The sequence below is a fragment of the Sulfurimonas sp. genome, from assembly GCF_018698455.1.
Lineage (GTDB): Bacteria > Campylobacterota > Campylobacteria > Campylobacterales > Sulfurimonadaceae > Sulfurimonas.
In genome coordinates this window covers 1-12,587 of sequence record NZ_JABIOQ010000006.1, presented here as the reverse complement: position 1 = coordinate 12,587, position 12,587 = coordinate 1, and the positions used below count along the sequence as shown (strand labels likewise).

Here is a 12,587-nt window from a genome sequence, read left to right as displayed (position 1 = left end):
TTAGCAAGTGATACACAAATATGATGAGCCAGTTTATTTAATAAGTATCGTTGCTAAAATTTTAGATATACACCCACAGACTTTACGTCAGTATGAACGTGAAAACCTCATATGTCCTTCGCGATCTAATGGTCGCATAAGACTTTACTCTGAACGCGACGTAGATAAAATAAAACTAATACTTCGTTTAACTCGTGAGTTAGGGGTAAACCTTGCCGGGGTAGATATAATACTTCGCTTAAAAATAAATGTTGATGAAATGGAAAAAGAGATAGCAGAACTTCGTCATGAGGTAAACTGTGCTCAAAACTCACACTCCGTTTCACCAGATAAGGCTCTTGTTACAACTAGATCAGTTTACGAAATGATTATATTTAAAGATTAAAGAGTTACTCTTTTAATCTTTGTATTTTTGCTCCAACATTCCCTAATTTTTTTTCTAAAGAATCATATCCACGGTCAAGATGGTATATACGGTGAATATTGGTCTCACCATTTGCAACTAGTGCTGCTAAAACAAGTGCAGAAGAGGCTCTAAGGTCTGTCGCCATAACATCCGTACCACATAACTTTGTTTTTCCGCAGACTGTTGCTGTATGACCATTGAGTGTTATATCTGCACCCATACGTTGAAGTTCACTCACATGCATAAAACGATTTTCGAAAAGTCTTTCTTCTATAATTGAAACACCATTTGCTTGAGTTGCTAATGTTAGAAATTGAGCTTGCATATCTGTTGGAAATGCAGGGTATTCTTGAGTGACAATCTTTACAGGTTTTATTTCTTGGGCAGGATGAATGGTTATAGTGTAATCAGTAATGGTAAAACTATTACCCATCTCTTCGAGTTTTGCTAAAACTGCTCCAAGGTGTTTAGGCTCTACACTTGTTAGTGTGATTTGTGATTTTGTAATAGCTCCAGCACAAAGGTATGTTCCTGCTTCTATTCTATCAGGAATAACAGAAAATTCTTTTATGGCGATAAGCTTTCCAGCTGTTCCTTTGATAGTTAGAATAGCAGTACCAATACCTTCTATCTCTATTCCGCTTGCACTTAAAACCTCACAAAGTTGTACTACTTCAGGTTCTCTCGCTGCGTTTGTAATAGTAGTCTCACCTTTCGCAAGGGCAGCAGCCATTACAATATTGGCAGTTCCAGTTACAGTTATTTTATCAAAAATAATATTACAGCCCGTTAGACCATCAGGTGCAGTTGCTTCGATATAACCAGCTTTAATTGCTATTTTAGCACCCATCTGCTCTAACGCTTTTAGATGTAAATTAATAGGACGCTGACCAATTGCACAGCCTCCTGGTAGAGAAACTTCACAATGTCCGAAGCGTGCAAGGATTGGACCTAAAACAAGGATTGATGCTCTCATCGTTTTAACGATGTCGTAAGTTGCCTTTGTTTCATGTAGGGATCTGGTGTCAACAGTAACTCTATCTTCATGAAATTTACAAATAGCACCAAGGTTACTAAGAAGCTTCAGAAGTGTTTTTATATCCGCAACATTAGGGAGATTCTTTAAAGAGACAATTTCACTTGAGAGTATTGTCAAGGCAATAAGAGGAAGGGATGCATTCTTCGCACCAGAAATTTTTATTATACCATTGAGTGATTTTACACTTTGTGCTTTTAAGTAGTCCATAAGTCTCTTTATTTAGTAATTTATGACATTATATCTAATTATTTTTTGATATACTTTGATGAAAGGAAATAGGTATGAGTTCAGCATTAGAGCGATTAAAAAACTTAACAAATAAAATCTCTAGTTATGAACTAGCGAGAAAAAATAACCTAAAAATTTTAGAAGAACTATATCTAGAAGTTGGTGTCGATCAAAAGGTACCCAAGTTTAAAAATATTTTTATATTTAAAGCTATAAATCTTTCTGGTGCTTCACTTTTAAATGAAAATTTAGGAGAGATAAAAGAAGGAAAATACCTTCAAGTTCTAGCAATACAATATGATAAGAATACAGATGTCAAAAGTAAAAATATTTCTTTAGCCTATTTTGGAAGAGTGGAAAATGTTGAGACTGAGTTCAAAGATAAGGTTGTTGAGTTTATTATTCGTTATAGATTTGAGAAGAGCTTTATGACACTTGAGCATTATCATACTATGTTAGATAGATTTAGTAAATAAAGATGAGTAAGTTTTACTTTTTCATTTGGTTAAGATGGGCTCTCTTCGTTTCATTTTCTAGTATCTTTTTCGCATCAATTTTCAGTGCTATTGTAAGCTTGTACCTTTATGTAAAACAGGGTTTACCCTCTTTAAACACAGAGCTGATAAGTGCACTGTTTGAAATTTTTAGTTTTTGGTTTGTTCTACTTTGGAGTATTACACTTTTACTTTCACTTTTTTTATCACTGAAGTATATTTTTAATATATGTTACGGGGAGTATAAAATAGAACTTTTGTCTTGTCTTAAAAATGATAAACAGGAGCTTATAGAGTTTATAGGTTATGGAGATTTAGTGAAGGTATGGAGAAAATGGTTTATGCTTCTAATATGGATAGTTGCTTCAGAGATAATAATTGCACTTGCACTTGTATATTTATTTTCATCGTCAGTCTCACTTTTCTCATGGTTTAATACTTATATACTTTATGGATTTATTCTTTTAGCGGGCTACTTTTCCTTTATGATTCTTACGATGAAATGTAAACGCATAAGGCTGACGAAATGTTAATTTTTTTAGACATGGAAACAACTGGGGTGGAGGTAAATGATAAAATCTGTTCTATCGCGCTTTTAAATGAGGAGCATTATATATATGAACTTCTTAATGAGGGTAAAAAAATATCTCCACAAGCATCAAGTGTACATCATATCACGAATGAAATGATAAAAGAGAAAGGTTCATTCCTTGATAGTAAAGCTTATCATTTTTTGTCAGATAATAACAATGAAGAAAGTATTCTCATCTCACATAATGCAAACTTCTTTTTAGAAAAACTTGTAGGAAGTGGACTATTATGGAAAGGAAGTGTTATTGATTCCTCTAGAGTCACTAAACATCTTATACCAGAGTGTGAACTGTTTTCCTTACAAGTGTTACGTTATGAACTCAAGCTATATCGTAATGAAGAAAAACAAAAAGAGTGCTATGGAATTAAAGATGCTTTATATGCGAACAACGCACTTAGTGATGTTATAGTGACAGAGCTACTTTTACACTACCTCGAAGATATGGCATCCATTGAAAAAATGATAGAGCTTAGTTCCCAAAATGTGCTAATTTGTAAGTTTAATTTTGGAAAACATAAGGGTCAGTTTATAGAAGAGGTTTGTCATGTTGATAGGGCTTATGCCGAGTGGCTTTTAAATAAAGCCGATGATTTAGATGAAGATATAAAGTATAGTATAAACTACTACTTACAAGGATAGTTATGAAAATTGCAGTAGAGTGTAAGTCTCCCTTATTACAAAAGTCATTGGAACTTTTTTTAGAGAAGTATCTTAGTAGTACAAAAAAATGTGACATAGTGGTAAGAGATCAGGAGTGCCTTAATGATGATAGGTGCTTTTATATTGGAAGTGGTGAGAATGTTGACTTACTAAAACCATTTTCAAAATCACAGCTGATTCTTGCACTTGAAAGTAGATATAAAGAGTTAGGTGGAAGTGAATCAGAAGAAGAGCCTTATAGTCATACTGAATGTATGGATTTTAGTATTTTAGAAAAACGGATAGAACTTTTAACACAAGAGTATCAGTCTAATATTATAAGAGCGGTAAAAGCATTTTATGAAAAATAATAGTAATAAGTTTACAAAAAAGATTATCTCTGGAAAGTATAAGGGTAAGGTTCTCAATATACCCAGTAAAGTGACAACAAGAAGTTCAAAAACCATAGTCCTTGAATCTTTTTTTAATACTCTTCAGTTTGACATAGTTGATTCAGTTTTTGTTGAGGTTTTCTCTGGAAGTGGTTCCATTGGTCTTGAAGCTTTGAGTCGCGGAGCAAAAGAGATCTATTTTATGGAAAAAGACAGAGATGCACTTCGTATTTTAAAAAGTAATATAGCTTCTCTTGGTGCTTCGGATTGCTATGTTTATAGTGGGGATAGTTTTACAAATATAAAAGAAGTTGTTGCCAAACTCAAAAAGACACAGCAGAGAGCTTATGTTTATGTTGACCCACCTTTTAGCATACGAGAAGGAATGGAAGATATCTATGATAAAACAATGGCTCTTATAGCCGCTCTTCCAAGTGAATATGTCGAAATGGTTATAATTGAGCATATGACAGGTTTAGAAATTCCTAATAAATTAGGAAACTTTGAACTTAAAAAATCTAAAAAGTTTGGAAACACTACTCTTAGCTATCTTATCGAAGAGTAAAGTGGAATAGTAATTGCTTTTTTCTTGTAAATGCAAGGAATTTAATGAAACTCTTTATCCTTTTTATACTTCTTCTTAGTACTCTCAACGCGACAAAGATTAATGATATATCAAATATCATTGGTGTTCGAGAAAATCAGATTATTGGTTATTCTCTTGTTGTCGGTCTTAAAAAGACTGGTGATGGGACAACTTCAAAATTTACCCTCCAATCTATTTCAAATATGCTCAAAGCAATGAATATAGATATGAATCCCATAGACATAAAATCTAAAAATGTTGCAGCAGTGGTTGTAACAGCTACAATAAAACCTTTTGCGAGACAGGGTGATAAGTTTAGTGTAAATGTTTCCTCAATTGGTGATGCTAAATCTCTAGAAGGCGGAACACTTCTTATGACTCCTCTTAAAGGGGTTGATGGGAAGATTTATGCATTAGCACAAGGTTCAGTAAGTATAGGTGGAAGAAATCTAAGAGGATCGGGTGCAGAGTCACACCCTACAGCGGGTATGGTTTTCGATGGTGGTTTTATAGAACGTGAAATAAATATAGATCTATTTCACCAAGAGTATGCAACACTCTCTTTAAAAGAGTCAGACTTTAAAAACGCGGTGGCAGTACAAAAGGCTGTGAATAGTTTTTATAATACACAAATAGCTGTTGCAATGGACTCTAGAAGTATAAAACTAAAACGCCCAGAGAATCGTTCTATGATAGAGTTTTTGGCAGAGGTTCAAGAAATTGATATGGACTATACGACTAAAAACAGAATTATTATTAATGAAAGAACGGGTACGATCGTTGCAGGTGTTGATATAACACTAAAGCCAATTATTATCACGCATGGTGATATCACAATTAAAATAGTTGAACAAAAAAGTGTTATATCTCCTGATGGAGCAATGGAAGTCGATGAAAACCTTGTAATAGGACTGAACCAAAATGAAGTGTATACAAAAGAAGGAACGACTACAGTTGCAAACTTAGTCCGCTCTCTTCAAAAGCTAGGGTCTACACCTAAAGATATCATTGCGATATTAGAAGCTATGAAAACAGCAGGTAGTATATCTGCAGACTTAAAGGTGATTTAATGAGCTATCCAATAAATACTTCGCAAATACTTTCACAGCAAAACAGTGTTCCAGCAATAAATAAGAATGTTGAAGATAAAGAACTACGAGATCAAACTGATGCTTTTGAGGCTGTTATCATTAAAATGCTTATGGATAACGCAGCCAAAGATGAAAAAAATATATTTTCTCAAGAGAACGATCCTGGTGATAAAATCTATAAGTCAATGTACAGAGATGAACTCTCGCGTGCAAGTGCAGGAGGCTTTGGATTTTCACAGATGTTATATGAATATCTTAGTAGAAAAAATTGATAAAACACTAAAGAATATCTATCCTTTGTCGATATAGTTATATATAAAAAAACCAAGAAAATGTTAAAGGATAGATTATGATTTCAAATCTCAATAGTGCAGCGGTACAGTCGGCTTATGCAAGTAAGATGAATGACTCAAATACAACAAAACAAGATGTCGTAGCTACAAAGCAGGATGATATGAGTGGTGTTGAAAAACTCAAAGAGTCGATAAACTCTGGAGAGTATAAAGTTAACTTAGATGTATTATCTCAAAAGATAGCGGACGAGTTACTTTAAAACTAAGTAATCAACAGGAGTAAATTATGTTATCTCATCATTTACAAAATGCCTTAAATGATTTAAGGGATATAATTAAAATTACAGAGTCTGACATGGAAGACATCAAAGTTGCAAAACATGATGCACAGTTCCAAAGACTATCTTTAAAAGAAGAAAAACTTAAAAGTTTTGAAGCAAAAAAAGCAATAATTGATCACGAAATATCATCTTTAATGACAAATAATTCAGGTGTAGAACTGACAAACCTAATTAATCAAGAACAACATAAACTTCTAGATGAACTTAAAATAGAACTTGCTACACTTAGAGATGTAAACAAAAAATATGCTAAACAAGTACTCGTTGTAAGCAATTTATACAATACTTTCCTAGAAAGACTTATTCCTACAGAGATGCAAGGCTATACAAAAACTGCATCAAAAAATCCAACAATATTAGAAGTTAGGGTATAAGATGTCTTCTATATTTAGTACATTAGGCATAGGGTATAGTGCTTTAAATGCGGCACAGGTTGGAATAAGTACAACAGGTCATAATATAGCTAATGCTGAAACAGAAGGTTATACAAGACAAAGAGTAGTTTCAACATCCGCTACTCCGATTCCTTTAGCTGCAGGAAATGTGGGTAATGGTGTGGAAATTCAAGACATAAAAAGAATTTTCGATAATTTTGTTTTTGATAGATACTCAGCAGTATCTGCAGATAAAGAGTATAGCGACTTTGAGCAACAAACTCTTGATCAACTCTCTACCTATTTTCCTGAAATAGATGGGGTAGGTATTAAATCTGATATGGCAACATACTATGGCATGTGGCAAACATTTGCAGATAATCCAGAAAATGATTCGATTAAAATAGCTTTAGTAGAGCAGACTCAAACACTTTCCCAGCATATTTCACAAACTGTTGAACTTGTTGAAAACTTACAGTCGCAAATGAATGAGCAGTTAGTAGTTAATGTAAATCAGGTGAATGAATTAGCAGAAGAGTTGGCTGGTTTAAATATTCAGATAGAAGTTTCTGAAACTACAAGTGGATATAGTGCTAATGATTTAAGAGATAAACGTAATGTAATTGAAAGAAACCTTTCAAAACTGATTGGTGCAGATGTGACGAACTCTAAACTTACAGCAAATATGAATATACATAGTAACTCGAATACTACCGAAGGGAGCTATACTCTTTCCATAAATGGATTTAATATTGTTGATGGAAGTAGTTTTCATCCTCTTTTTATCACAAACAAAGAGAACCCCTCTGGTTTTTATGAGGTTTCTTATGACAGACAAGATGGACAAAAGATTCCGCTAGAAGAAATTATTAGCGACGGGAAGATTGGTGCTATATTTGATTTACGGGGTGGTACAATAGACACAACAAGTGGAGTACCTTCAGATGGAATCTTACAAAATGTAATTAGCCAATTAGATGCACTTGCACAAGGTATGATAGAAGGTACAAATAATCTTTATGCCCAGAATGCAACTGGGAAGATGGAGTCAAATGTAATTGATGTAAATGCAGGAGATGCTCTGATTACATCTGGATTAAACATTAATAAAGGTTCTTTTGACATTTTAATTTATGACATTGATGGAAATGAAGTAGCCAAAAGAAATATTAAGATTGATGACTTTACTTCGATGAATAGTATTGAAGTCCAAATCGCAGCAAATTTAGATGATAATGCAGATAATTCGGCAAACAATGATATAGATGACTTTATATTGTTTAGTTATACTCCTTCGGCAGCAGGTGAAAAAAGCTTGAGTATGAATATGAGGCCTGAATTTATTTCAAATGGGTATACATTTTCAGTCGCAGATAATCTTACAACTAACGAGTTTGCAACTGGGAGTAATTTTGCAGGGGCTATTGGACTAGGAAGGTTTTTTGATGGAGATAGTGCAAAAAATATGAATTTGGCAGTTGATATAAGAAATAATCCAACAGATCTTAGATCTGGATATTCTACTAATATTGGGGATAATAGAGTCGCTTTAGATATGGTTCAGCAGCAGTTTGAAACTTATAGCTTTCAAGCAGCAGATAAATCATATGATTCAACGATATACGGCATGTATGATATTACAGCAACTTATGTAGGTATTTCAACAAATTCGGCAATAACTAGAAATGAAACTGTTTCAACGCTATTTAATTCAACACAGATGGAATATGACTCTACATCTAAGGTTAGTATGGACGAAGAATTGACAAATCTTATTAAGTATCAAACATCATATGGTGCAGCTGCTAAAATTATTACAACAGTAGATCAGATGATGCAAACACTCTTAGGTATTAAACAGTAATTTTTATGCCTAAATTCAGTATATTTGTTATTTCGTTTATCTTTATATTCTCTTTTTTTGGAGTTTTTATATATGCTGATGATGCAGGAACATTACACAAAGATGCTATACTTATTCCTCCCTCATTAGAATATATTTTAGGAACAGATAGATTAGGTCGAGATATTTTAGCTCGTCTTATCGAAGGGGGAAAAACTTCTTTAATTATTGGTGTTGGCAGTGCTTTTATTGCCTCCTTCATAGGACTTATTGTAGGGTCAACAGCTGGATACTTTCGAGGAAAAGTTGACAAGGCACTTATAATTACAGTAGATTTATTTTTAACTTTTCCAACATTCTTTTTGCTTTTAGCTTTAGTGAGTTACATATCAGCTTCTATATTAGTCCTAATCATTATAATTTCTGTTACAGGTTGGATGACAACAGCTAGATTAATCAGATCTGAGAGCTTTAAAGTGAGCTCTCAACCTTATATTAAAATCTTGAATATAGCAAAGGTAAATAAATTGAAAATATTATTGAAATATTATGCTCCAATTTTAGCTCCAATTTATTTTGTAAGCTTTACTTTTGGTGTGGGAGGAGCCATCTTAGCAGAATCAGGACTCAGCTTTTTAGGCTTGGGGATTGTTTCTCCACAGATGAGTTGGGGAACTATTTTAAGTGGAGGAAAAGATGTCATTGAAATAGCATGGTGGGTAAGCTTTTTTCCTGGACTCATGATTTTTCTTGTAACATTTTCATTAATTAATATATCAAATTATTTACAAAAATTGACAAACAAAAAAAAGGTTCAAAATAGTATCTAATAATTCTAACAAGATAATAAAGATATAATTCTATACATAAAGAATAGAGGAAAATAGAATTGATTTTAATGATAGATAATTATGATAGTTTTACTTATAATATAGTTCAGTACTGCCGAGAGCTAGGAGCTAATCTTAAAATAATTAGAAATGATGAGATGAGTGTAGAAGAAATAGAAGCACTTTGTCCTGAAAAAATAATAATATCTCCTGGTCCTGCTTCTCCTGATGAAGCAGGAATTACTCTAGATGTTATTAGGTACTTTGAAGACAAACTACCTATTTTAGGTATTTGCTTAGGTCATCAAAGTATAGCTCAAGTGTTTGGTGCTGATGTAGTACGTGCAGAAAAAATGATGCATGGAAAAACATCTCTAATGAAACAGAGTGCTAGTTGTGATTTATTTAAGGATTTACCACAAGAATTTATTGCTACGCGCTACCATTCTTTGATAGTAGATAAAGCTAATTTGCCTAAAGAGATAGAGGTAACTGCATTTAGTGAAGATGATCACGAAATAATGGCATTAAAGATTAAAGATAAAGAGATTTATGGTGTTCAGTTTCATCCAGAATCAATAATGAGTGAGTATGGACATAAAATAATTGGAAATTTTTTACGGTTATGATACATAGGTACATCTTCTTTCTTATATTAGGAGTAGATGCTTGTATACTCTTCTTTCAAACATATAATGTTTCTATATCTTTCGATGAAGCTGCTCTGGTATATGATGATTTCTCATTTCTCCAGTTTTTAGTTCAAAAATCTTTAAATATATTTGGACAAAATGACTTTGGTCTACGTTTTGTAATGATATTTTTTCATTTGATGAGTGTCTTACTTATGTACGATATTTCAAAAAGATATATTAATCTAGGGCGAGATCGAATATGGTTAGTTTTAGTATTTATCTTATTGCCGGGAGTAGTTAGTTCTGCTATTGTAATTAATAGTGCAGGAATGGTTATTTTTGGATTACTCCTTTTTATATATTTAGAGCAAAAGTTCCCAGAACCTTTTATAATAATATTACTCCTTGTTTATTCAATAATTGACATTGGGTTTGCATATTTATTTTTAGGATTATTTTTTTACTATATATTGGCAAAAAGAAAATATTTAGTTCTATATAGTATCTTCCTTTATTCGCTTACAAGCTACCTCTACGGTTTTGGTGCATCTGGTTCACCAACCGGACATTTTTTGGATACGATCGGTATATATAGTGCTGTATTTAGCCCAATCATTTTTATATATATCTGCTATATCCTTCACAGAAGATATATGACTGGTAAGATAGATTTGATTTGGTACATAGCAGTTACTGGCCTTATTCTCTCATTAGCTCTTTCATTTAGACAAAGAATTGCAATAGAACATTTTGCACCATACTTAATTATATCACTACCTCTTGTAGCACAATCTTTTATTAGCTCATATAAAGTAAGACTAAAGATATTTAGAAAAGGATATAAACTCATTTTTGTGAGTTCATTTGTTATTTTAATTTTTAATTCAATTATTGTTTCTTTCAATAAGGAGTTATATAACTTTATAGATGAGCCCAAAAATCATTTTGCTTATAATATGCATGTAGCAAAAGATTTATCTCGTGAATTAAGAATAAAGGGTATTAATTGTGTTGAAACAAATGCGAATATGCAAAAAAGATTAAAATTTTATAATATCTCTTATTGCAAAAAAAATGTTTTAAGAGAGAGTAATAATAGCGAAAACAATACATCATTTGTAACAATAAGTTACAAAAATAAGACTCTATACAGAGCAAATGTTACAAAAATAAACACACTATAAACTACTTTTATACTAAAGATAAACACAGCATATTAAATTAATAACTTTACGCTAAAATACTGTACAAATATTAAAATAGGGAATTTCACATGGCTCAAAAAGCGATACGCGAATATGATGCTAAGTCTATCTTAGCAAAACATTGGGATAAATACTTTCCAGACTTTACTTATGCATATGAAACAGTAATGGTTCAAAATGGATCAGAACTTAAAGAGGCTGCAAAAACTGCATCTTGGATTAAAGATAAAAAGTTAGTTGCAAAACCAGATATGTTATTTGGTAAACGCGGCATGAATGACTTAGTTCTTTTTAGAGATAAAAAACCAGGTGATGTGTCTTTATCTAAAGCTGCTTCATGGATAGATGAAAAAGCTTCTGGTAATCAGAGTGTTTATTTCTCATTTGATGGCGACAAGCCTACAGGTGAACCATCAGTAGATAAACTTACTAACTTTATTGTTGAACCGTTTACTCCACATACTGATGCTGAAGAGTATTATGTTTCTGCTACTTGTGTTGGTGATGATGATGTTATCTATATGTCTGCAGAAGGTGGTATTGCTATTGAAGAGAACTGGGATGAGAAAGTTATTGAAGTAGCATTCCCGATTACTGCAACAGAAGATGAAATTGCTAAAAAGATTAGAGCAAGTGTTCCTAAAGATGTAGCTGATAAAGATAAAGCAAACTTTGCTGAATTTTGTATTGGTTTCTTTAAAGCATACCGTGAGTTAAACTTTGCATATCTTGAAATTAACCCATTTGTAATGCAAGACACTAAGGTTGAACTTCTTGATATGGTTGCAAAACTTGATGATACTGCTGGATTCATGATGGTAGAAGAGTGGGGTGATGTTGAATATCCTACTGCGTTTGGTATGGAAGCTAAATCTCCAGAAGTTGAAGCTATTGAAGAAGCTGATGCTAAAACTGGTGCTTCACTTAAACTTACTTTACTTAAACCAGAAGCTAGAATTTGGACTATGGTTGCCGGTGGTGGTGCTTCAGTTGTTTATGCTGATACTATCGCTGATATGGCTGGAATTGATGATCTTGCAAACTATGGTGAGTACTCTGGTGGTCCAACTACAGGTGAAACAAAGTTTTATGCAGAAACATTACTTGATTTAATGACTAGAGAAAAAGATCCTCAAGGTCGTGGTAAAGTTATGATTATCGGTGGAGCCATTGCTAACTTTACTGATGTAGCAAAAACTTTTACAGGTATCATTCAAGCATTTGAAATATATGCTGAGAAAATGAAAGCTGTTGATCTTAAAATCTACGTTCGTCGTGGAGGACCTAACTATGAAAAAGGTCTTAAAGATATCAAAGAAGCTGCAGATAAATTAGGTCTTTACATTGAAGTTTATGGACCAGAAACACACGTGACTGACATAGTTCGTATGGCACTAGCGTAGACTAAGGAGAAAATATGGAAAAATTATATACTAAAGATACACAAGCAATTTTTTGGAACAACAACAAAACTGCTATCCAAAGAATGTTAGACTATGATTACACTATTCAAAGAAAAACTCCATCAGTAGCTGCTATAGTTGCACCTACAAGTGGAAATAAGTTTGAAAAATTCTTCTTCGGACCAGATGAAGTTAT

The 12,587-nt window shown here is 32.9% G+C and carries 16 protein-coding genes and 1 pseudogene; 16 read left to right on the top strand and 1 reads right to left on the bottom strand.

From position 1 onward, the window contains the following. The first annotated feature begins 7 nt into the window (after nucleotides 1-7). Entirely contained in the window at nucleotides 8-385 is a 378-nt protein-coding gene (locus tag HOG88_RS00725) for a helix-turn-helix transcriptional regulator (RefSeq protein ID WP_295002137.1), read from the top strand. A gap of 4 nt (nucleotides 386-389) precedes the next feature. On the opposite strand, the gene murA is transcribed toward HOG88_RS00725, so the two are convergent. Then, nucleotides 390-1,652: a UDP-N-acetylglucosamine 1-carboxyvinyltransferase gene (murA, locus tag HOG88_RS00720; RefSeq protein ID WP_295002136.1), complete on the bottom strand. Its 1,263-nt coding sequence runs from the start codon at nucleotides 1,650-1,652 to the stop codon at nucleotides 390-392. A gap of 74 nt (nucleotides 1,653-1,726) precedes the next feature. Here murA and HOG88_RS00715 point away from each other — a divergent pair, with 74 nt between their 5' ends. From HOG88_RS00715 to HOG88_RS00645, 15 genes and pseudogenes are all read left to right on the top strand, one after another. Further along, entirely contained in the window at nucleotides 1,727-2,149 is a 423-nt protein-coding gene (locus HOG88_RS00715; protein ID WP_295002135.1) for a hypothetical protein, read from the top strand. Nucleotides 2,150-2,151: 2 nt separating this feature from the next. After that, a complete protein-coding gene (locus HOG88_RS00710) occupies nucleotides 2,152-2,700 on the top strand; it encodes a hypothetical protein (RefSeq protein WP_295002134.1) in 549 nt (182 codons plus the stop codon). Beyond that, on the top strand, nucleotides 2,694-3,398 hold the full coding sequence (locus HOG88_RS00705) for an exonuclease domain-containing protein (RefSeq protein WP_295002133.1): 705 nt from the start codon (nucleotides 2,694-2,696) through the stop codon (nucleotides 3,396-3,398). Before HOG88_RS00710 ends, HOG88_RS00705 begins: the two co-directional genes overlap by 7 nt. A 2-nt stretch (nucleotides 3,399-3,400) precedes the next feature. Then, entirely contained in the window at nucleotides 3,401-3,769 is a 369-nt protein-coding gene (locus HOG88_RS00700; protein WP_295002132.1) for a hypothetical protein, read from the top strand. Beyond that, on the top strand, nucleotides 3,759-4,355 hold the full coding sequence (gene rsmD / locus HOG88_RS00695; RefSeq protein ID WP_295002131.1) for a 16S rRNA (guanine(966)-N(2))-methyltransferase RsmD: 597 nt from the start codon (nucleotides 3,759-3,761) through the stop codon (nucleotides 4,353-4,355). Before HOG88_RS00700 ends, rsmD begins: the two co-directional genes overlap by 11 nt. A gap of 44 nt (nucleotides 4,356-4,399) precedes the next feature. Beyond that, a complete protein-coding gene (locus HOG88_RS00690; RefSeq protein WP_295002130.1) occupies nucleotides 4,400-5,446 on the top strand; it encodes a flagellar basal body P-ring protein FlgI in 1,047 nt (348 codons plus the stop codon). After that, nucleotides 5,446-5,739 (top strand): rod-binding protein, encoded by a 294-nt coding sequence (locus tag HOG88_RS00685; RefSeq protein ID WP_295002129.1) that lies wholly within the window; start codon nucleotides 5,446-5,448, stop codon nucleotides 5,737-5,739. Before HOG88_RS00690 ends, HOG88_RS00685 begins: the two co-directional genes overlap by 1 nt. A 77-nt stretch (nucleotides 5,740-5,816) precedes the next feature. Continuing rightward, nucleotides 5,817-6,020, top strand: coding sequence for a flagellar biosynthesis anti-sigma factor FlgM (locus tag HOG88_RS00680; RefSeq protein ID WP_295002128.1), 204 nt, complete (start codon nucleotides 5,817-5,819; stop codon nucleotides 6,018-6,020). A gap of 26 nt (nucleotides 6,021-6,046) precedes the next feature. Continuing rightward, nucleotides 6,047-6,475 carry a hypothetical protein gene (locus tag HOG88_RS00675; RefSeq protein ID WP_295002127.1) on the top strand — a complete coding sequence of 143 codons (429 nt, stop codon included), beginning with the start codon at nucleotides 6,047-6,049 and terminating at the stop codon, nucleotides 6,473-6,475. 1 nt (nucleotide 6,476) lies between these two features. Then, complete coding sequence (flgK, locus tag HOG88_RS00670; RefSeq protein ID WP_295002126.1) at nucleotides 6,477-8,339, top strand: flagellar hook-associated protein FlgK; 1,863 nt, start codon at nucleotides 6,477-6,479, stop codon at nucleotides 8,337-8,339. 5 nt (nucleotides 8,340-8,344) lie between these two features. Beyond that, nucleotides 8,345-9,148 (top strand): ABC transporter permease, encoded by an 804-nt coding sequence (locus HOG88_RS00665; protein WP_295002125.1) that lies wholly within the window; start codon nucleotides 8,345-8,347, stop codon nucleotides 9,146-9,148. A 59-nt stretch (nucleotides 9,149-9,207) separates the two neighbouring features. Next, nucleotides 9,208-9,777, top strand: coding sequence for an aminodeoxychorismate/anthranilate synthase component II (locus HOG88_RS00660; RefSeq protein ID WP_295002124.1), 570 nt, complete (start codon nucleotides 9,208-9,210; stop codon nucleotides 9,775-9,777). Between the two features lie 218 nt (nucleotides 9,778-9,995). Further along, complete coding sequence (locus tag HOG88_RS00655; RefSeq protein WP_295002123.1) at nucleotides 9,996-10,967, top strand: hypothetical protein; 972 nt, start codon at nucleotides 9,996-9,998, stop codon at nucleotides 10,965-10,967. 89 nt (nucleotides 10,968-11,056) lie between these two features. Then, the gene (locus tag HOG88_RS00650; protein ID WP_295002122.1) at nucleotides 11,057-12,391 is read left to right on the top strand and encodes an ATP citrate lyase citrate-binding domain-containing protein; all 1,335 of its coding nucleotides are present in this window, start codon (nucleotides 11,057-11,059) and stop codon (nucleotides 12,389-12,391) included. A 14-nt stretch (nucleotides 12,392-12,405) separates the two neighbouring features. Further along, nucleotides 12,406-12,587 (top strand): annotated as a pseudogene (locus HOG88_RS00645) (ATP citrate synthase); the annotation flags it as partial.

Bases quoted from the DNA above. Each gene is read 5' to 3' on its own strand.
- murA (WP_295002136.1), bottom strand. From the start codon at position 1,652: ATGGACTACTTAAAAGCACAAAGTGTAAAATCACTCAATGGTATAATA.
- HOG88_RS00715 (WP_295002135.1), top strand. From the start codon at position 1,727: ATGAGTTCAGCATTAGAGCGATTAAAAAACTTAACAAATAAAATCTCT.
- HOG88_RS00710 (WP_295002134.1), top strand. From the start codon at position 2,152: ATGAGTAAGTTTTACTTTTTCATTTGGTTAAGATGGGCTCTCTTCGTT.
- HOG88_RS00705 (WP_295002133.1), top strand. From the start codon at position 2,694: ATGTTAATTTTTTTAGACATGGAAACAACTGGGGTGGAGGTAAATGAT.
- HOG88_RS00700 (WP_295002132.1), top strand. From the start codon at position 3,401: ATGAAAATTGCAGTAGAGTGTAAGTCTCCCTTATTACAAAAGTCATTG.
- rsmD (WP_295002131.1), top strand. From the start codon at position 3,759: ATGAAAAATAATAGTAATAAGTTTACAAAAAAGATTATCTCTGGAAAG.
- HOG88_RS00690 (WP_295002130.1), top strand. From the start codon at position 4,400: ATGAAACTCTTTATCCTTTTTATACTTCTTCTTAGTACTCTCAACGCG.
- HOG88_RS00685 (WP_295002129.1), top strand. From the start codon at position 5,446: ATGAGCTATCCAATAAATACTTCGCAAATACTTTCACAGCAAAACAGT.
- HOG88_RS00680 (WP_295002128.1), top strand. From the start codon at position 5,817: ATGATTTCAAATCTCAATAGTGCAGCGGTACAGTCGGCTTATGCAAGT.
- HOG88_RS00675 (WP_295002127.1), top strand. From the start codon at position 6,047: ATGTTATCTCATCATTTACAAAATGCCTTAAATGATTTAAGGGATATA.
- flgK (WP_295002126.1), top strand. From the start codon at position 6,477: ATGTCTTCTATATTTAGTACATTAGGCATAGGGTATAGTGCTTTAAAT.
- HOG88_RS00665 (WP_295002125.1), top strand. From the start codon at position 8,345: ATGCCTAAATTCAGTATATTTGTTATTTCGTTTATCTTTATATTCTCT.
- HOG88_RS00655 (WP_295002123.1), top strand. From the start codon at position 9,996: ATGTACGATATTTCAAAAAGATATATTAATCTAGGGCGAGATCGAATA.
- HOG88_RS00650 (WP_295002122.1), top strand. From the start codon at position 11,057: ATGGCTCAAAAAGCGATACGCGAATATGATGCTAAGTCTATCTTAGCA.